This is a genomic window from Pseudomonas sp. DTU12.3 (assembly GCF_004124275.1).
GTDB classification, from domain to species: Bacteria; Pseudomonadota; Gammaproteobacteria; order Pseudomonadales; family Pseudomonadaceae; genus Aquipseudomonas; species Aquipseudomonas helmanticensis.
The window spans coordinates 725451-743952 of the sequence record NZ_CP027218.1; the positions used below are offsets into that span (position 1 = coordinate 725451).

Below are 18502 nucleotides of genomic sequence, written 5' to 3' on the forward strand. Positions count from 1 at the left end.
GATTAATTCGGTTGCGGCCAGCGGCGGAAAATCAACGAGGTGTTGACGCCACCGAACGCGAAGTTGTTGTTCATCACATAGTCGTGGTGCATCTGGCGGAATTCCCCGCGCAGGTAGTCGAGCTTGCCGCAGTGCGGATCGACCTCGTCTAGGTTGAACGTGTGCACGTACTGGTCGCGATTCATCATCTCAATGCTGAACCACGATTCCAGTGCACCGCAGGCGCCCAGTGTGTGGCCGAGGAAGCTCTTCTGCGAGCTGATCGGCATGCGTTCGCCGAACAGGCTGCTGGTCGCCAGGGTTTCGGCAATGTCGCCCTGTTCGGTGGCGGTGCCGTGGCCGTTGACATAGCCGATGGCATCCGGTGTCAGCCCGGCGTCTTCCAGCGCCAGTTCCATCGCGCGGCGCATGGTCGTTTGCTCGGGGCGGGTGGTGTGCTGACCGTCGGCGTTGCTGCCGAAACCGACGAGTTCGGCGTGGATGTGCGCACCGCGCGCGAGGGCATGTTCCAGCTCCTCCAGCACCAGCATGCCGCCGCCTTCACCGATCACCAGACCGTCGCGGCCCTTGTCATACGGACGCGGGCTGGTCTGCGGCGCATCGTTTTTCAGACTGGTGGCGTAGAGCGCATCGAAGACCATCGCTTCGGTCGGGCAGAGTTCTTCGGCGCCGCCGGCAAGCATCAGCGGCAAGCGACCGAACTTGATGGCCTCATAGGCGTAGCCGATGCCCTGGCTGCCGCTGGTGCAGGCGCTGGACGTCGGGATCAAACGCCCGGTGAGGCCAAAGAAGATGCTGATATTGGCAGCCGTGGTGTGCGGCATCATCCGCACGTAGGAGTTGGCGTTGAGGCCTTCAGCGACCGAGTTGAGCAACATATTGCCGAACGCCTTGATCTCGTCGGTGCTGCCGGTAGATGAACCACAGGCCACGCCCATACGCCCGTCCTTGATCGACGGGTCGCCCAACAGGCCGGCATCGGCGAGGGCTTTTTCCGCCGCGCCGACTGCTAGCCGCGACACCCGGCCCATGCTGCGCAGTTGTTTGCGCGTCCAGTGCGCGGGCACGACGAAGTCATCGATGGGGCCGGCGAGGCGCGTGTTGAGTTCGCTGAAGCGATCCCACTCGTCCATCCGGCGGATGCCGCTGCGGTTGGCGGCGAAATTGCCGGCGATGGTCTGCCAGTCGCTGCCCAGCGAAGTGATACCGGCCATGCCGGTGACGACGACGCGCTTCATCAGCACAAGCCTCCGTTGACCGCCAGGACCTGGCGGGTGATGTACGAGGCTTCCGCCGACATCAGGAAATTCACCGCACTGGCCACCTCTTCAGGCGTGCCCATGCGTTGCGCGGGGATCATTTTCATCAGTTCTTCCACCGGCACGTTTTCGTCGAGCATGGCCGTGTCGATCAGGCCCGGCGCGACGCAGTTAACGGTGATTTTGCGCTTGCCCAGCTCAATCGCCAACGCCTTTGCCGCGCCGATCACACCGGCCTTGGAGGCGCTGTAGTTGACTTGGCCACGGTTGCCGATCAGCCCCGAGACGGAAGTGATGCAAACAATGCGACCGGCGGCGCGGCGGCGGATCATCGGCATCATCACCGGGTGCAGAACGTTGTAGAAACCGTCGAGGTTGGTGCGCAGCACCACGTCCCAATCGTCATCGCTCAGCGCTGGAAATGCGCCGTCGCGGGTCAGACCGGCGTTGAGCACCACGCCGTAATAGGCACCGTGGTTTTCAACGTCGGCTTCGAGAATGCTTCTGCAGGCTTCGCGGTCGGCGACATCGAATTGCAGAATGCGCGCCTTGCGCCCCAACGCTTCGATTTCAGCCTGCACCGCTTGGGCTTCCGCTACGCCGCTGCGGCAATGCACGACGATGTCGTGCCCGGCTTGTGCCAGGCGCAAGGCAATGGCGCGGCCGATGCCACGGCTGGAGCCGGTGACCAGTACGGATTCAGTCATCGTTCGACTCCTTTTTTTGCACAAGATAATCAGCCGCTGCAGGCGGCCGGAACACATTCAACCGGGCAGTCGCTTCGATGCCGGGCGCGTTGATATGGCATTCGAAAACGCCCATGCCGTTGTCGTCTTCCAGCGAGCGAATGCCATGAATGGTCAATTCGCTGCCGGCTGGAAACGCGTCGACGTTGCACTCGAACTTGCGCGTGCCGAGCAGGAAACCCAACTCCACCGGTTTGCCTTGCTGGCGCGCATGGCAACCGGCGAAGGCCGCGACGCTTTGCGCCATCAACTCGATGCCGACCCACGCCGGCAGGCTGCCGTCGGGCAGGTTGAACAAACCGTCAGGCTTGACCGTGAGCGTGGTGTAGATCTGTTCATCGTCGAAGCTTTCGATGCTGTCGATCAGGATCATGTCGCCCGCATGGGGCAGCAGCTCGGCGAGCGGCCAGGCAGTCATGGGGCATCTCCGATAATCAGGCTGACGTTGTTGCCGCCGAAAGCAAACGAGTTGCTCATCAGGTAGCGGGGTGCAATGGACGTCAGGCGTTCGTCTGCAGTCACCCACTTCAGGGGCGGCAGAGCCGGGTCGGCCTGGCCGTCCCAGACGTGCGGTGGCAAAAGGTGGGCGGGGTTGTCGGCGCTGAGGCTCAGCCAGCAGAACGCGGCTTCCAGCGCGCCGGCAGCGCCGAGGGTATGGCCGGTCAGCGGTTTGGTCGATGAGCAGGCGACGCCTTCGGGGAACAGCGCGGCGACGGCGAGGCTTTCCATGGCGTCGTTGTGTTGCGTGGCGGTGCCGTGCAGGTTCAGATAATTGATTTGCGCGGCTTGCAACTGAGCGCGGCTCAAGGCTTTCTGCATCGCTTGCAGCGCACCGCGGCCGCTCGGTTCGGGCGCGGAAATATGGTGCGCGTCGGAGCTGGCACCGGCGCCGAGCAAGGCGATGGCCGGGCCGTCGCCTGGCTGTTTGCTCATCACGAACAGCACCGCCGCCTCGCCGATGTTGATGCCGTTGCGATTGGCCGAAAACGGATTGCAGCGCTCCGCTGAAACCGCCTCAAGTGACGAGAAACCGTTGAGCGTCAGTTTGCACAGACTGTCGACCCCGCCGCACAGCACCGCGTCGCACAGGCCCAGGTCGAGCAGGCGCTGAGCGCTCATCAAGGCCCGCGCACTCGACGTGCAAGCGGTGGAAATCACATAGGCCGGGCCGCTGAGTTGCAGCCAGTCGGCGAGAAAGTTCGCTGGAGCGCCAAGCTCCTGCTGACGGTAATCGTATTGCGCCGGAAACTGCTGTTCACGAATGTAGTGCGCCAGGCCACGGCTGGCCTCGTCGATGCCCGAGGTGCTGGTGCCGAGCACCACGCCGATGCGCTCGCGGCCGTAGGTGCGGATCGCCTGATCGATGTCATCGCGAATCTGCATTGCGGCTTCGAGCAACAACTGATTGTTGCGGCTGCTCTGCTCGGCGAGTGCTGCTGGAATCGCCGCCAGTTCACCCTGCACGGCAGCCACCGGCAAATCACGCTCCGCGACCCAGCCGGATTCGTGGCGCATGCCCGAGCAATCGCCGGCAAACAGCTTGTGCGCGATGCTTTGCTTGTCGCGGCCCAGTGAGCAAATCACCCCGAGGGCATTCAGGTAGGCGGTCATGGTGTCGATTCATCCAGCGCAGACACGCGATAGTGCGGGCCTTGGGGCAGATTCATTTGAAAGCTCAGCGGTTGTGCATAACGGATGTCCCAGCGCGCCGGCAGCGAACGTTGCCCGACCTGTTGTTGCGCGTCGGGATAATTGCGCAGCAGTTCGTTGGCCGGGGTCAGAGCAAACAGTAGCGCAGCGAACAGCTCGCGAGCTTCCGGATTGGGCGGCAGCAGACCATCGGCCTGCCAATGCCCGTCGATCAGTTGCTGACGCGCCTGGGGAATGCCTAGCGGGTCCATCATCGACCAGCGAATGCCGGAGCCTTCACGCTGGATCACCAGCAGCCAGTCCTGGCGTTGCCCGGCCTGATCGCGCTCGATGTGCAGTTGCAGCGGCAATGGCAGAGTCGGGTTGCCCGCCGGCAACGGTGCCTGGCTGGCGCAGGCACTTAACAGCAATACAACGCCGATCATCACCAGTCGCAGCGCTGCGGTCACTGTGGGAGCGAGCCTGCTCGCGAAGGCGCCTGCACATTCGACAAAGAGATTGGCTGACCTATCGCTTTCGCGAGCAGGCTCGCTCCCACAGGTAATGTGTCGCATCAACGGTCACCCTGCAGTGGCTTGCGCGCGACGACGTTGACCAGCGTTTCTTCACGCTGCCCGAACGGCTTCGGCTTGAGCAGGCCAAATCTTTCAAGCAAGCCAAAATCCTTCGACCGGCTCCACCACAGATACGGGTACGAAACATTGCGCTCGGCAAACTCGAAACCCTGCTCGCGAATCATTTCCAGGTACTGCCCCGCGCTTTTCTGCACATGCATCGGATGGCGGAACAACCAGCGAATCACCCAGGTATCAATGTAAGCCTCGGTGGACTCGGCGAAAAGCAGATAACCGCCCGGCTTGAGCACGCGATAGAACTCGGCGAGGGCTTTTTCCTGCTCGACCAGATGATGAAAAGTCTGGTGGCAGAACAGCAGGTCGACGCTCGCGTCCGGCACATTCAGGGTAGCGCAGTCACTGCCGATCAGCTCGACATCAAGGCTCAGACGTTTGGCTTCCTCGCCGCTCAGTTCAAGGCTGTGCGGGTCGGCATCGATGCCAATCAAGCGCTGGGGTGCAAAGGTCTGGCGCAAGTGACCGAACGACTTGCCCTGGCCGCAACCGGCGTCCAGCAACACCGGATGTTCCGGCAACGGTTCGCTGAACAGCCCGCGCAAATCGTTGATCGCCACGCGCAAGACATGGTGCTGCCAGGTATGGCTGCGCAGGAACCAGAAACCGAAACGGGTTTCCTCGACGTAGCTGTCGCTCAAGTAGTTCATGTGGCGTCCTTTGCACAGAGTTCGGAAATCATCTTCAAGCGGCGGCGCGCCTCGCTGACGAACGGGTTGCGTTCGTCCCAGGCGTAACCGGCGAGGATCGAGCAGATCATCCGGCGAATCTCCGCCTGGCTGTCCTCGTAGAAAATCACGTCCTGGAACGTACCGGCATACCAGCCTTCGACGTAGCAGCGGAAGGTGTCGACGCCACGTTTCAGCGGCTCGGCAAATTCGCGCTGCCAGTCGACCGTTTCGCCTTGCAACTGACGATGCAGCACCGCCGCCGCCATGCTCGCCGACCGCATGGCGATGGTCACCCCGGAGGAGAACACCGGGTCGAGAAACTCCGCCGCGTTGCCGAGCAAGGCAAAACCCGGGCCGTGCAGGGTTTTGACGTTGGCTGCGTAGCCGCCGAGGGTGCGCGCAGGGGTGTCCCATACGGCGTTGTCGAGGACGTCGGCAAGGCTTGGCGTTTCAGCGATGAAGCTGCGCAGGCAAGCATCGAGGTCGGCATCGCGACCGGCGAAATGTTCGGCGGCCGCGACCACGCCCACTGAGCAACGACCGTTGCTGAACGGGATCGTCCAGAACCAGATGTCGCGATGCTGCGGATGGGTGGTGACGAGGATTTTTTCACGGTCGAACGCGGGGCTGTCGATGTGATCCTCGACGTGGGTAAACACCGCCTGACGCACCGGGAAATTCGACGGTGCTTCGAGATCGAGCAAGCGTGACAGCACGCGGCCGTAGCCGCTGGCATCGAGGACGAAATCCGCTTCGACGCGGTATTCGCTGCCGTCCTCGCGACGTACATCAAGCTGCGGTTTTACTCGCTCGAAATCCACGCTGACGATGGCATCGCCATAGCGAATCTCGGCGCCTTGCAACGCCGCCTGATCAGCCAGCAATTTGTCGAAATCGGCGCGTTGCACCTGGAAAGTGGTGGGCTTGCCTGCGGAGAACGTATCGCTGAAATCGAACGCGCTATAACGCTCGCCCCAGGCAAACGCAGCGCCGGTTTTGCGTTGGAAACCGGCGGCGTTGACCGCCTCGAGCATGCCGGCTTCTTCGACGAAATCCAGGCAATGGCTGAGCAGGCTTTCACCGATGGAAAAACGCGGAAAGTGCTGGCGTTCAATGACCAGCACATCGTGGCCCTTGCGCTTGAGCAATGCTGCAGCGATTGCGCCGGACGGGCCGGCGCCGATGATCACGACCTGACGGGATTCCATTTCAACGATTGGCACGCGAGCTCCGGGGCAAAGGGTTGTTCAAATTCAGTGGGGCGCTGTGCAGGCCGATCAGGGCCGGCAACAGCGTGGCAATCAGGCCCATCAGCATCAGCGCGAAGTACAGCGCAGGCGTGATGAGCTGTTGTTGCAGCAGCAAATTGAGAAAGACGATTTCGCTCAGGCCACGAATGTTCAGCAGCACGCTTTCGCGCCAGCGGCTGGCGCCTTCGAACGAGGCGCCGGCCCAGCCGAGGCCGAGCCAGTTGCCCAGCAGTTTGCTGGCAATCGGCACCAGCAGCAGTGCTGCCCATTGCAGGGCGCTAAGGCTGGCGACGGCGCTGTGCACATCGATCTGCACGATGCCGAATGTGAGGATCAACGGGATGGCGATCCACGTCTGCAAGCGGCTCATCCAGCGCGCCGGTACTGGCAGCACCAGCGGCACTTTCAGCGCAGCCATGCACAGCAGATAGCCGATGCCGAAAATCAGCGCATTGAGTTTGTAATGCTCGGCCATGACCAGCAGCGCGAAGAAACCGAGGCTGTAGGTCAGCGGTCGCCGTACACCGAGCAGACGCAGCAGCAATGGCACGCACGCAAGCCCCACCGGCAGCAACAGACTGCTCAGGTGCAGGCTGCCCTGAGCGAGGCCGAACAGCGTCCAGCACGTCAGGTCGATGAGGATGGCGGTTTGCACCAGCCGTCGGGTGGCGGCCGGTGGATAGTCGATATGGCGCAGATACAGGTACAGCACCGGAATCGCGGTAATCGCGAACACCAGGCCGATAGCCAGTGAATTGAGCCATGGTTGTGTGGGCAGCAGCCAGTAAGCCGTCGCCAGGCCACAGACGAACGGCACGGCGAAACTCGGCACGGCGATTTTCACGCTTTGGCGATCAAGTTGCAGATCGATCACATCACTGAGGATATGCCCGAGCAACAGGGCAAAACTCAGGCTGTACAGACTCTTCAACCAGTCCGGTGCGATCAGTTGCGCACCGCTGAGTTGCCAGCCCGGCTCGATCCAGAAGTACATCAGCAGCGGCAAGCCGAAACTCGCCAACAGCAACTGACTGACAATCGGGATCAAGCCGAAATGGCGACCGACACGGGTGGCCGCGACAAACAACGCCAGGGCCAGCAGCCAGAAGGCAACGACCATCATGCTGCCGGCTCCGCAACCGGGGCAGGGTGTTCGTGACGCCCGGCCCACGGTGCCAGCAGGAAGCTGAAGGCCAGACCGAGGCTTACCGACAGGCCGAAATTGCTCACCGCCGGCGTGCTCGAAACCGCTAGCAGACCGAACGACAGCCATGTCGTCAGCGCCGCCAGCAATGTGCCGAGCAGGCTCACCGCGGCACCGCCGACCTGTTCACGCATGAGAATCGCGTAATCGACACTGATCGCCGTGACCAGCAGCAGGCCGAACAGGCTGAACAGGGTCAGCGGCTGGCCCAGCCAACCGAGGCTGGCCAGACTGCAAAGCGCTGCCAGCAGCGGCAGGGCAACGATGCGCAAGGCACCGCCGAAGCCGAACGGCAGGATCAGTACCAGCACGATCAACACGCAGGAGGCGAGCTTCAATTCAGCTGCGCTGATCTGCGTGGCGGCGAACACCGTATTCAATTCACCGAGACGATCGACCAATGTCACACCCGGTAAGTCCAGCGCCTGAATCCGCAACAGCGCAGGGTTGTTCAAGCCTTGCAGGCTGGTCATCGCCGCCACGCCCTCGGCGCTCGGGCCTAGCCAGAGCATGCGATAAGGCTCGCCGAGCGGGCCGGCCAGCGCGGTGTCGATGTCTTCGGCAGGCACCGTCTGCAACTGTTGCAACTCGGTTTGCAGCGCCGCGAGCGGAACGCCAAGGTCGAGTAGCGGCTGCCAGTATTGCGGCAGTTTATTCAGCGCTGCGCGCACCTGCTCCTGTTGGCTCGGCGGGCTGACCAGTTGATCGAGGGCCAGATAGCCTTGCAGTTTGTCGAGGTTGACCAGTTGTTCCAGGCGCTCGCTCAACGCTGCCTGACGTTCCAGCAGTTCTTGCTGATTGGCGCCGCGCACGAGGAAAAATTGACTGGTGGGCTGATAGCCGGTGATGCGCGCGATGGTCTGCGCTTCATCGGTCAGACGCTGCGGCGCCCCGACCCATTGGCGGATGTCGTTCTTGCTTTGCAGCTGCACCAGACCGCCGGCGCAGAAGGCGATCAGCAACGCCAACAGGACCGGAGTGCGTACGCGTTCGAGGAGTTTTTCGCGCAGCGTCACCAGCCGTTCGGCCAAGCGCAGTGGCCATTGCGCCGGACGCAACTCGAGATTGTTCAGCAGCGCTGGCAGCAGACACACCGCCGACAGGTACGCACCGAGCAACCCGGCAGCGGAGAACACGGCTATTTGCGTCAGCGCCGGAAACGGCGTCCAGGCCAGTGCCAGATAACCGATGACGCTGGTGACCAGGCTCAGCGTCAGCCCGGACACGGTCAGGCGCAGCGCCGGCCAGCTGCGCCATGGTTTCAGGCTCCAGCTTTTCGACAGATAGTGCAGCGGGTAATCGACGGCGACGCCGATCAGGCTTGAGCCCAGTACCAGCGTCATCACGTGCATGTGGCCGAACAGTGCCACGCACGCCACCGCGCCGAACAACATGCCGACCAGCACCGGCACGAAGGCCAGCAAGACCCGCCAGCGGCGAAACGCCAACAGCAGCAACAACAGAATACCAAGCGTGGCACCGCCGCCGACCCAGGTCATTTCGCGCGTTGCCTGTTGTTGACCGTTGGCCGCGTACAGCAGGCCACTGGCGGCGAGCAGTTGCACGTCGGATTTCGCCGCTTGCTCGCGACTGTGCTGGAGCAGATCGGCCACTTGCAGCGGCAGGTTCATGTCGAAGGCGTTGCCGGTGGTGCGCGCGCGCAGCATCACCCAGCTCTTGCCGTCGGCATCGGCGACCAATGCCCCGCTGCCGATGTCCAGTTGCACTGCGCCGTGTTTCGGCTGGCTGTTCTGGATGCGTCCGGTCAGGCCCAGCCAGTCGTCCTGGCTCGGCACCAGACTGAACCCAGTGAACGGGTCGAACAGCGCCTGCACGCGTTGTTGAATGAACACGTCGGGGTGTTCGCTGAGCAGTTGCCGGTCGTCCGCCGAGAGCATCGCCAGCCGCCCTTGCAGCAATTGCGTGCGCAAGGCTGGCAAGTCCGCTTGCAGGTTCCACTGGACTTTTTCGAACAGCCCGCTGGCCTGCCATTGCTCGCCCAGCGTCTGCGCCATGGCCACCGCTTGCTGGCGATCGGCGTGGCCGACCAGCACCAGCATTTCGCGGTTGAGCGGTTCCTGCATGCGCTGTTCGGCGCGCAGTTCGAGGGCATCAGGGTTGGTGCCGGGCACCAGTTCCATCAGGTTCGCCGACAGCGGCGCGCCGTCACGCCACTGCCAACCGGCCAGCGCAACGACTGCCAGCAGCAGGATCAGAAACAGCCAGGGCAGCCTGCGTTCACTCGGCAAAGTCATGTTGCTCCGTGTCGCTCAACGGTTGATTGGCGATGCTGTCCTGCATGCGCAGCACAGTGCTGTCGCCCTGGGTTTCCAGCAGCTCGATGGTTTGCACCAGCGCGCCGCCGTCGATGTTGATCTGTTTGAATACTTGCTTGAGCAGCAGCGAACGCGGGGTCAGGGTGAGTTTCCACTGCTGCGCGTCGCCGCTCAGGGCCAGTTCGAAGTCGCGTTGCAGGCCGCTGCTGTCGCCTTGCAGTACGGCGAGGAACAAGCGGTTCTGCTCAGCCCCGGCGCTCTTGTTCGGCAGCAATTGCCAGCCGTTATCGTCGCGGCGGGCGATGCCCTTGGCGCTGATGCGGTAGTCCTGCTGCAACGGCGTTTTCAGCAGCCAGAGCAGGCCGCGGTTTTTCGCAAGAACGAAATTGCCCTTGCTGAGCAGCGGCTGCGGCAGGGCGCGCAGGTGTTTTTCCTGGATGAACCGGCCGTGGATTACCTCCGGTTTTGCCAGTTGCTCGCTCAATTGTTGCAGGTCGAAAGCATTGGCCAGCGCCGACACCGTCAGCAGCGCCAATACGCTCAAGGTTTTAACAAAAACATTCATCGCAGCATCCTTTCCACGGCATCGGTGAAAACTTTCGGTGAAGCCAGCTGCATCTCGCGGCTGCTCACGTCGACGGCGACCTGCACCGAGCTGGCGCGGGTCAGGCGCTCGCCGGTTTGCAGGTCGGTGATCAGGTAGTTGATCTTCAGGCGGTTTTCCCACTCGACCAGATTGGCGCGCACATTCAGGCGCTGACCAAACACCGCGCCACGCACGTAGCGCAGTTGCAGGTCGATGATCGGCCAGGCGAACCCGGATTCGACCATGTGCGTGTAGTTGTGGCCGATCTTGTCGAGCAGCGCACACCGCGCGATTTCGAGGTATTTGACGTAATGGCCGTGCCAGACCACGTGCATGGTGTCGACGTCGAAAAACGGTACGAGGATTTCCGTGTCGGCGTGAAGCACTCCGGCGCTACGCATGCAGCCTCCAGTGTTGCGCGGCGATACGTTGCAGGCACAGGCGCAATTCGCCTTCCAGCGCGCGGTCTTCGATTACCGGCGGGAAATCCTTGGCCAGCTCTGCGTGCATCGCCGCCAACGACGGGGGCAGCGGCCGCGCGTCCTCGGCCTGCGCGCGCAGCCATACGCCTTGGTTGGCGGCGAGCAGGGTGGCAGCGGCGACCTGTTCGGTCAGTTCCAGCACACGGATCGCATCGCGGGCAGCGATGGTGCCCATGCTCACTTTGTCCTGGTTGTGGCACTCGGTGGAGCGCGAGAACACGCTGGCCGGCATGGTATTTTTCAGCGCTTCGGCGGTCCACGCGCTGGTGCCGATCTGCACAGCCTTGAAGCCGTGGTTGAGCATTGCGCGATCCGCTGGCGCGCCGGACAAGTTGCTCGGCAAACCGTGGTTGTAGCGCTCGTCGACCAGCAGCGCGAGTTGCCGATCGAGCAGGTCGGCGACGTTGGCCACGAGGTTTTTCAGGCTGTCCATGGCGAAGGCGATATGGCCGCCGTAGAAGTGCCCGCCGTGCAACACGCGCTCGGCTTCGGCGTCGATGATCGGGTTATCGTTGGCGCTGTTGAGTTCGATTTCGATGAACGAACGCAGCCAGTTCAGGCTGTCAGCCAAGACGCCGAGCACGTGCGGGGCGCAACGCAGCGAGTAGCGATCCTGCAAGCGGTGCAGCGGTGCGGTCGGTGCGTCGATCGCCAGATCCTTGCGCAGCCACGCGGCAACCTGCATTTGCCCCGGATGCGGTTTGGCGGCGAACAGACGTTCGTCGAAGTGCTCCGGATTGCCTTGCAGCGCGACCACGTTGAGCGCGGTGATGCGCGTGGCCAGTTGCAGCAGATAGTCGGCGCGGGCGAAGGCGAGGCAGGCGAGGCCAGTCATTACGGCGGTGCCGTTCATCAGCGCCAGCGCTTCTTTCGGACGCAGCACCAAAGGCGTCCAGCCGAGTTCGCGGTGCACATCGGCAGCCTGACGGCGTTCGCCACGGAACATCACTTCACGCTCGCCGGAGAGTGTCGCGGCGACGTAGGACAGCGGCGTCAGATCGCCGCTGGCACCGACCGAGCCTTCTTCGGGAATCAGCGGCAGGATGTCGTATTCGAGAAACGCGTGCAGGCGTTCGAGAAGCTCTACGCGCACCCCGGAGACGCCGTGGCACAAACTCTGCAAACGCGCTGCCAGCACCGCGCGGGTGGCTTGCGCGTCGAGCAGTTTGCCCAACCCGCAACCGTGGAAGGTGTAGAGGTGACGCGGCAACGCTTCGACGTGATGCAACGGCACCGCGACCACGCAGGAGTCGCCGTAACCGGTGGTCACGCCATAGATCACACCTTCCTTGTCCAGCAGCGAATCGAGGAACCGCGCGCCCTTGGCGATGCGCTCGCGGTAATCGGCGTCGCTCTGCAATTGCACGGGCGCCTGACGGTTGGCCAGGGCCAGCACGTCTTCGATGCGCAATGGGCGTTCGCCGAAGGTTACCGGCTCATGGGTTGGCGTCGTCATCGGTCTTCCAGAAAGGGTAAAAGTTGAACCATTGTTGCGGCGCTTCGAGGCAATAGTGACTCAGGCGCTGCGCATAGCGGGTGGCCCACTGATGAATGACCTGCTCGCGCTCGCTGCGCTTCCACACGATGGTGTCGGCGAAGGGTTCGAGGGTCAGGCGATAGTGGCCGTCCGGCTGTTTCAGGCACATCAGCAGATTGATCGGGCATTTGAGCAAACCGGCCAGCAGCCACGGGCCTTGCGGGAACGGCGCCGGATGGCCGAGAAAGTCCACGGTCACGCTGCGGCCGCCGTGTAGCGGCACACGGTCACCGGCAATCGCCAGCCACTCGCCGCGCTCCAGCCGCTCATGCAGTTGCAGCATGATCACCGGGTCGAGCTCGCTGACCTGAATCAGGCGCAGGTTGGTGGCTCCGGCTTCACCGAGCAAGCGGTTGAATTGCTCGGCGTGCTTGGTGTGCACCAGCACGTTCATGGTGACCTTCTCACCGATCTCCGCCAGTGCGCGGCACACCTCGAGGTTGCCCAGGTGCGCGCCGACCAACAGTTGCCCGCGACTGCCATGCAACTGGTTGCGCAGCAGCGCCGGGTCGATGATCTCGATCTGTTCGATGCGCAGCTTGCCGTTCCACACGTCGAGTTTGTCGAGCATGGAGTCGGCGAAGGCCATGAACTGGCCAAACACCCGCCGATGACTCGGACGCAAATCTTCGCGCCGGGTCGATTCGGCGAGGCGCTGCTGGTATTGCCAGGCACTGCGCCGTGCCGTGCGGCCGAACAGGAAAAAGTACAGAACGATGCCGTACAACAATGGGCTGAGCAGACGTCGCCCCAAGAGCTTGGCGGCGAGCGCCGTGAATTTCATCAGCAGGAAGCTGCCGCGTTCCTCGCGGTCCGCCCAGTGCTTCTTGTCGGTTTCGCCGGTCATGCTCGCCACCGTCGCCAGAGGATCACGGGAAGGCGCAGCAACATGCCGAAGAACAAGCGTGTGTGCATACTCGAAATCAGCGCGTTGTCGTGGAACAGCCGAAAGTGCGACACGCCGTCCAGCGGGTAATGCACGCTGGTCTGCAGCCAGCGCATGGGCTGATTGCGCCACGCCAGGCGGACGAGAATGTCCGAGTCGAAATCCATCCGTTTGCCGATTTTCGCCGAGTCGATCAGCGCCAGTGTCGGCACCAGCGGGTACACGCGAAAACCGCACATCGAATCACGGATCTGCAGTGACAGCGTGTTGATCCAGACCATGACGTGGGTCAGATAGCGCGCATACAGGCGGCCCTTCGGCACGCTCTCGTCAAACAGCGGATAACCGCAGATCAACGCCTCGGGGTGGGCGCGGGATTCGTCGACAAACCGCGCGACATCGTGCAAGTCGTGCTGACCGTCGGCATCGACCTGCAAGGCATGGCTGAAGCCCAGTCTTGAGGCCTCACGCAGGCCGGTCATCACCGCGCCGCCCTTGCCCTGGTTGGCGGTGAGGCGTACCAGATGCACGTTGTCGCGCTCGGCCAGCATATCGAGTACGCGGGCGCAGGAGGGTGTGCTCGCATCGTCGACCAGAATGCACGGCAGACCTTGCGCGAGCAGAGCCTCGATCACCGTACCGATCGCTGTTTCGTGGTTATAAACCGGAATCACCGCGCAAGGGTTATGCATAACAGTTCTCCTGTGGAAAACCGCGATCTCTGTAGGAGTGAGCCTGCTCGCGATTGAGTGCGCAGCACTCACCAAGGTCAATCATGCTCTACACCCAAGAGAATCCGCCCACTGGAGCACGTCGCCGTGTCATTGCGATAAGCGAAATACAACTTGCTGCGCTCCGGATCAAAGCGCAGATGCAGCTGGATCTCATCCCCGGGGCGAACCAGTTGCTGGAATTTCAGCACTTCCATCCCGGCAAACGCGCCGCCCAGATTCAGCAGTTGCCGAGCCAGATTCAGCGCCCATTCCACCTGCACAACGCCCGGCAAAACCGGGGCCTTGGGAAAGTGCCCACTGAAATAGGCCAGATCCGCCGGCACGCTCAGTTGCAGGCTCCACTCGCCGTCCGTCTCGGTTTGCTCAAGCACTTCGGGGGCCTTCGGCCGTGGCGCCAGCAGCAACGCCTCAACGTCAGCCTGAGGCAGTTTGCCTTGGCTGTTCAGCGGCAATTGCCGCACCAGCCGCCAGCGTCGCGGCAGGGCCAGCGCTTCACAATGTTGACGCAAATGCTGGCGCAGGCCCTCAGTCAGGCTGCGCCGGCCGTGTTCACGCAAGGCGAACAGGCCCGCTTCGCTGAGGACCAGCAGGGCGCCCAGCGACGCGCGATTTTCCTGGACCACGCCCAGCCGCGCTTCGGCGACCCAGGCATGGGCGACCAAAGCTTGCTCGAGCATCGGTAGGGATATGCGTTTTTCTTCCAGCTTGACGATGCGGTCCAGCCGTCCAAGCAGCTCGAAACGACCGTCGGCGGCGATGCGCGCGGCATCGGCGGTGTGTTCGATGTGGCCGGCAGGCAGATAAGGCGACGCAATCAGCAGTGCACCGTCGGCGTCCTGACTCAATTCAACACCAACGAACGGCTGCCACAGTTGTTCGCCCTGACGCCAGGCGATACCGCCGGTTTCCGAACTGCCGAGAATCTCCGTCGGCCATTGTTGCAGGCGTTGCTGCAGGCTCTGCGCGGCTTCTGCCGGCAGCGCGCCGCCGGAGGAAAACACCCGGCGCACGGGGCTCAGCGCTGGCCAGTCGAGGTTGTCGCCCATGCGCTTGAGTAGCGCCGGGCTGGCGACCCAGGCGAAGGCCGGATGTTCACGGCTGGCGCGTTGCATGTCTTCGGGGAATGCCAGTTGCTTGCGCACGAACGGCCGCCCGGCGCACAGCGGCCACAACACGCGAAACAGCAGACCGTAGATGTGCTGGGTGGCAACGCTGCCGATGATGCAGGCTTCACCGAGATCCGCGCCCCAGAGTTGTTCCAGCGCCTCGACCTCATTGGCCAGTTGGCGCAGGGTCTTGTCGATGCGCTTGGGTTCACCGCTGGAGCCGGAAGTGCACAGGCTCAGGCGGCACTGATCGAGATCCAGTGCAGCGCCAGGCAGCGGTGGCTGCTGAAAGTCGTGCAATTGCGCGTCTGCGGATTGATCGGTCAGCCACAAGTCAACTTCGCCTGACCAACGCTGACGGGTTTGCGCTTGCAGATCCGATGGCAACAGAACGCTGACGCCTGCACGCCACGCACCCAGCAAGACGATGGCCAGGTCGGCAGCATCTTCCAGATGCACAGCCACACGCTTGACGCCACGGGCTTGCAGGCCGGCGGCGACGCTCAGCGCCTGTTCACACAACTGCGCGTGATCAATGGCCGGTGCGTAACTGATTGCCCGCGCTGGCACAGCCTTGAGCAACAGCTGCTCAAGTTTTATCCAGTTCATGTACGGCCTCTTACCCGTTGTCGTATCAGCCATTCAATGGCAAACATCAGGCCGATCAATCCATAGGAGATCAGGCCGGTGTACAACATCCACCAATTCAGCGGCGCCCACAGGGTCAGGAGGGCGGCGCACAAACCGTTAAAGAAGAAAAACACGCTCCAGGCCACCGTGACCTTGCGCGTGTAGCGAATCGCGATGTCCGGCAGCTCCGGCTCACGCAGGCGCGCCAGACGCTCAACCATCGGCGGCCCGTATTTCAGGCTCAGGCTGAACAGCACCAGCATGAAGCCGCTGATCAGCACCGGATACCAGCGCAGCAACAGCGGACTGTCGAACAGCGCCAGCAACACGCAGAAGACAATGGCCGCGCACGCCATCCACAGGCTGCCAGGCTTGCGCTCGCCGCTCAGGGCCCGCGCCAGCCACAGACTGCCGAGCAGCAGACCGAACTGCCACGGGGCAAAATGCTCCATGCCGAAATACACCGCAAAGGGGTACAGCAGACCGGCCAGCAGCAGGCCGAGGCCGATCAATCGGCTCATGCGGCCGGTTGAACCAGACGGTAGACCGCCTCGACCACGTCACCGACGGTGCGCACCGATTTGAATTCTTCGGCGGCGATTTTCTTGCCGGTCTGGCGCTTGATGTGATCGATCAGATCGACGGCGTCGATGCTGTCGATTTCCAGATCCTGATACAGGTTGGAGTCCAGGCTCACACGGGCCGGATCCAGTTCGAACAGCTCGACCAGGGCATCGCGCAGGGTGTTGAAAATATCGTCACGAGTTTGCATGGTCCGGTCTCAAGCTGCCTGTTTGGCCGTGACGAACGCCGCAAGGCTGGCCACGTTGGTGAAATGGTTACGGGTGTCTTTGGCATCGGCGTCGATCTTGATGCCGTATTTTTTCTGGATCGCCAGCCCCAATTCCAGCGCGTCGACGGAATCCAGGCCGAGGCCTTCGCCGAACAGCGTCTGCTCGTCGCCGATGTCGTCGGCGCTGATGTCTTCAAGGCCGAGGGCATCGATGATCAGCAGTTTGATATCACGATTCAGATCGCTCATCTTCGGCGAGCTCCTTAATAAAGTAAGAGTGCAAATAATCGTTGAGCTTGCGCGAGGCTTGCGGTGCAGGCCCCTGCGCGGCAAAGGTCTGTGGGTCTATATCGGCGCCGATTCGAAAACTGAAGTGCACGCGGCGGCATGGGATCCGATACCACGGTTCGGCTTTGGTCAGCGTGGTCGGGTTGACCTTGATAATCACCGGGGTGAGGATTTTCGCACCGCGCAGGGCAATCGCCGCCGCGCCCCGATGAAAGGCCGGCGCCTGCCCCGGCTGGGTGCGCGTGCCTTCGGGGAAAATGATCAGGGTCTGGCCGTTTTGCAGGGCTTGGGCGGCGGCATCGAGCATGTCCATGCTGCCGTCGTTGCTGATGTATTCGGTGCTGCGCAGTGGTCCGCGCGTGAAGGGGTTTTCCCACAGGCTTTTCTTCACCACGCAATTGGCCTGGCGCACCAGACCGATGAGGAACACCACGTCGATCAGCGACGGGTGGTTGGCGATGATCATCTGCCCTGGCCGACCGAGGCGTTCAGCGCCTTGAATGTCGTAGGTCAGCACGCCGGTGCGGGCCATGAACCGCACGAAAAACCAGAACAGCCGACTGACGGTCTGCCGCGCACGCCGGCGATGCGCGAGCGCATCACCGGGCAGGCAGCCGAGCAGCGGAAACACCAGCACGCGCAGGCACAACCCGCCCACCCCGAACAGGGAGAAGCTGGCGGCGGTGGCCAGCAGGCGCCAGTAGTAGGCGTCGCGGTTTTTCTCGGTCACAGGCTGCGTTGCCAGGTCCATACGCGATTTTTCCAGGCATGTTGGCAAAGGGGTTGCTGGCCGAGCAGGGTTCGCAGCAGATTGAGCGCGTGGGGCCATTGCGCTTTGGACAGTGCTTCTGTGGTGCTGTTCAGGGTCAGCCGCCAGTCGGTACCCGGGGTGAGCAACAGACCGACCGCATACGGAAACGGCACATCGTCGATCCACTCCGAATACGCTGCGGGCGGTTGTTCTTCAGTGATCACCAGCAGCACCGCCGGGGCGCCTTCGTTGAGCAGCGCTGCCGCTTCGAGCATGCCGTGTTCGAGACCGTCGCCCGCCGCAGCGAGGGCGGTCATTTCGCTGGTTTCACCGCGCATGATCGACCACAGGCCGATGATCGCGTTATGCACCGAGAGGCTGAACTGGGTCGGCGACAGCGGTTGCTCGGTGGCCAGATCGCGGAGAATCTCGTAGGTGCGTGGGGTTTCACCATGGCGGGAAACGAACACCAGGGGCAGGTTTTCCCGTCCGTCGGCCAGTGGCCAGCCGACACTGAACGCCATCCGCGCTAAGCGACTGAGACGCCGGCGCTGCATGGCCGGCAAAAACGACACATCGGGCGCGGCATCACTGGCCTGGAGCACCACCGGTTGTCGGCTCCAGGCCTGCCAGGCGTCCACGCTGTCGAGCCCGGGGGCCCACGCGCGCCATTGGGCGATGTTGAAGTTGATCACGGATTTCATCCCGCCCCTGCGGGCTTTTGTTGACGCGTTGAGTCGCCAGAACCGCAGCAGGCTTGACGTGGCGCTTGGCGCCGGGTGGCGCGCATTATCCCGGTGCGACGAGTGTGTAGCAAATGCTGGTTACATTTTGCGCAGTAAAATGTACTGAGTCGTACGCTGAAAAACTGTCACTTGGCCATTATCCAGATTGTTGGCGGCTTGTCTGTCGGGCATCGCGACGATCAATGACAGTTTTTGCGCCAGGCACACGGAGATATTTGCACCTGACTTTGTAGTCCGTGTCCGTGGAGGTAGCGAAGCGAGGTCGCACGCATCTACAC

At 62.6% G+C, this 18502-nt stretch carries 20 protein-coding genes; all 20 read right to left on the reverse strand.

Annotated elements, in window-relative coordinates:
• Window positions 1-2 precede the first annotated feature (2 nt).
• The 20 genes from C2E19_RS03245 to C2E19_RS03340 all read right to left on the reverse strand — a co-directional run bounded on the left by C2E19_RS03245 (window position 3) and on the right by C2E19_RS03340 (window position 18182).
• Entirely contained in the window at window positions 3-1238 is a 1236-nt protein-coding gene (locus C2E19_RS03245) for a beta-ketoacyl-ACP synthase (RefSeq protein WP_129388012.1), read from the reverse strand.
• Complete coding sequence (gene fabG, locus C2E19_RS03250; protein WP_129388015.1) at window positions 1238-1966, reverse strand: 3-oxoacyl-ACP reductase FabG; 729 nt, start codon at window positions 1964-1966, stop codon at window positions 1238-1240. Before fabG ends, C2E19_RS03245 begins: the two co-directional genes overlap by 1 nt.
• The gene (locus C2E19_RS03255) at window positions 1959-2423 is read right to left on the reverse strand and encodes a hotdog family protein (protein WP_129388018.1); all 465 of its coding nucleotides are present in this window, start codon (window positions 2421-2423) and stop codon (window positions 1959-1961) included. Before C2E19_RS03255 ends, fabG begins: the two co-directional genes overlap by 8 nt.
• A complete protein-coding gene (locus C2E19_RS03260; RefSeq protein WP_129388021.1) occupies window positions 2420-3616 on the reverse strand; it encodes a beta-ketoacyl-[acyl-carrier-protein] synthase family protein in 1197 nt (398 codons plus the stop codon). The genes C2E19_RS03255 and C2E19_RS03260 overlap by 4 nt, the downstream gene beginning before the upstream one ends.
• Window positions 3613-4080 carry a hypothetical protein gene (locus tag C2E19_RS03265; protein WP_129396082.1) on the reverse strand — a complete coding sequence of 156 codons (468 nt, stop codon included), beginning with the start codon at window positions 4078-4080 and terminating at the stop codon, window positions 3613-3615. The genes C2E19_RS03260 and C2E19_RS03265 overlap by 4 nt, the downstream gene beginning before the upstream one ends.
• 128 nt (window positions 4081-4208) lie before the next feature.
• Window positions 4209-4934, reverse strand: a complete 726-nt coding sequence (locus tag C2E19_RS03270; protein WP_129388024.1) for a class I SAM-dependent methyltransferase — start codon at window positions 4932-4934, stop codon at window positions 4209-4211.
• Window positions 4931-6178: an NAD(P)/FAD-dependent oxidoreductase gene (locus tag C2E19_RS03275; protein ID WP_129388027.1), complete on the reverse strand. Its 1248-nt coding sequence runs from the start codon at window positions 6176-6178 to the stop codon at window positions 4931-4933. Before C2E19_RS03275 ends, C2E19_RS03270 begins: the two co-directional genes overlap by 4 nt.
• Window positions 6165-7328, reverse strand: coding sequence for a sodium:proton antiporter (locus C2E19_RS03280; protein ID WP_129388030.1), 1164 nt, complete (start codon window positions 7326-7328; stop codon window positions 6165-6167). The genes C2E19_RS03275 and C2E19_RS03280 overlap by 14 nt, the downstream gene beginning before the upstream one ends.
• Entirely contained in the window at window positions 7325-9664 is a 2340-nt protein-coding gene (locus C2E19_RS03285; RefSeq protein WP_129388033.1) for an MMPL family transporter, read from the reverse strand. The genes C2E19_RS03280 and C2E19_RS03285 overlap by 4 nt, the downstream gene beginning before the upstream one ends.
• On the reverse strand, window positions 9648-10250 hold the full coding sequence (locus C2E19_RS03290) for an outer membrane lipoprotein carrier protein LolA (RefSeq protein WP_129388036.1): 603 nt from the start codon (window positions 10248-10250) through the stop codon (window positions 9648-9650). Before C2E19_RS03290 ends, C2E19_RS03285 begins: the two co-directional genes overlap by 17 nt.
• Complete coding sequence (locus tag C2E19_RS03295) at window positions 10247-10672, reverse strand: thioesterase family protein (RefSeq protein ID WP_129388039.1); 426 nt, start codon at window positions 10670-10672, stop codon at window positions 10247-10249. Before C2E19_RS03295 ends, C2E19_RS03290 begins: the two co-directional genes overlap by 4 nt.
• Window positions 10665-12209, reverse strand: a complete 1545-nt coding sequence (gene hutH, locus C2E19_RS03300; protein ID WP_129388042.1) for a histidine ammonia-lyase — start codon at window positions 12207-12209, stop codon at window positions 10665-10667. Before hutH ends, C2E19_RS03295 begins: the two co-directional genes overlap by 8 nt.
• Window positions 12190-13137 (reverse strand): glycosyl transferase, encoded by a 948-nt coding sequence (locus tag C2E19_RS03305; RefSeq protein WP_129388044.1) that lies wholly within the window; start codon window positions 13135-13137, stop codon window positions 12190-12192. The genes hutH and C2E19_RS03305 overlap by 20 nt, the downstream gene beginning before the upstream one ends.
• Window positions 13134-13868, reverse strand: coding sequence for a glycosyltransferase family 2 protein (locus C2E19_RS03310; protein ID WP_129388047.1), 735 nt, complete (start codon window positions 13866-13868; stop codon window positions 13134-13136). The genes C2E19_RS03305 and C2E19_RS03310 overlap by 4 nt, the downstream gene beginning before the upstream one ends.
• Before the next feature lie 77 nt (window positions 13869-13945).
• Window positions 13946-15625 (reverse strand): acyl-CoA synthetase family protein, encoded by a 1680-nt coding sequence (locus C2E19_RS03315; protein ID WP_129388050.1) that lies wholly within the window; start codon window positions 15623-15625, stop codon window positions 13946-13948.
• Window positions 15622-16167, reverse strand: coding sequence for a hypothetical protein (locus tag C2E19_RS03320; RefSeq protein WP_129388053.1), 546 nt, complete (start codon window positions 16165-16167; stop codon window positions 15622-15624). Before C2E19_RS03320 ends, C2E19_RS03315 begins: the two co-directional genes overlap by 4 nt.
• Window positions 16164-16418: an acyl carrier protein gene (locus tag C2E19_RS03325; RefSeq protein WP_064388843.1), complete on the reverse strand. Its 255-nt coding sequence runs from the start codon at window positions 16416-16418 to the stop codon at window positions 16164-16166. The genes C2E19_RS03320 and C2E19_RS03325 overlap by 4 nt, the downstream gene beginning before the upstream one ends.
• 9 nt (window positions 16419-16427) lie before the next feature.
• Complete coding sequence (locus tag C2E19_RS03330) at window positions 16428-16688, reverse strand: phosphopantetheine-binding protein (RefSeq protein WP_110719529.1); 261 nt, start codon at window positions 16686-16688, stop codon at window positions 16428-16430.
• Window positions 16669-17478, reverse strand: coding sequence for a 1-acyl-sn-glycerol-3-phosphate acyltransferase (locus C2E19_RS03335; protein ID WP_129388056.1), 810 nt, complete (start codon window positions 17476-17478; stop codon window positions 16669-16671). Before C2E19_RS03335 ends, C2E19_RS03330 begins: the two co-directional genes overlap by 20 nt.
• Entirely contained in the window at window positions 17454-18182 is a 729-nt protein-coding gene (locus tag C2E19_RS03340) for a beta-ketoacyl synthase chain length factor (RefSeq protein ID WP_129388060.1), read from the reverse strand. The genes C2E19_RS03335 and C2E19_RS03340 overlap by 25 nt, the downstream gene beginning before the upstream one ends.
• Window positions 18183-18502: the final 320 nt, after the last annotated feature.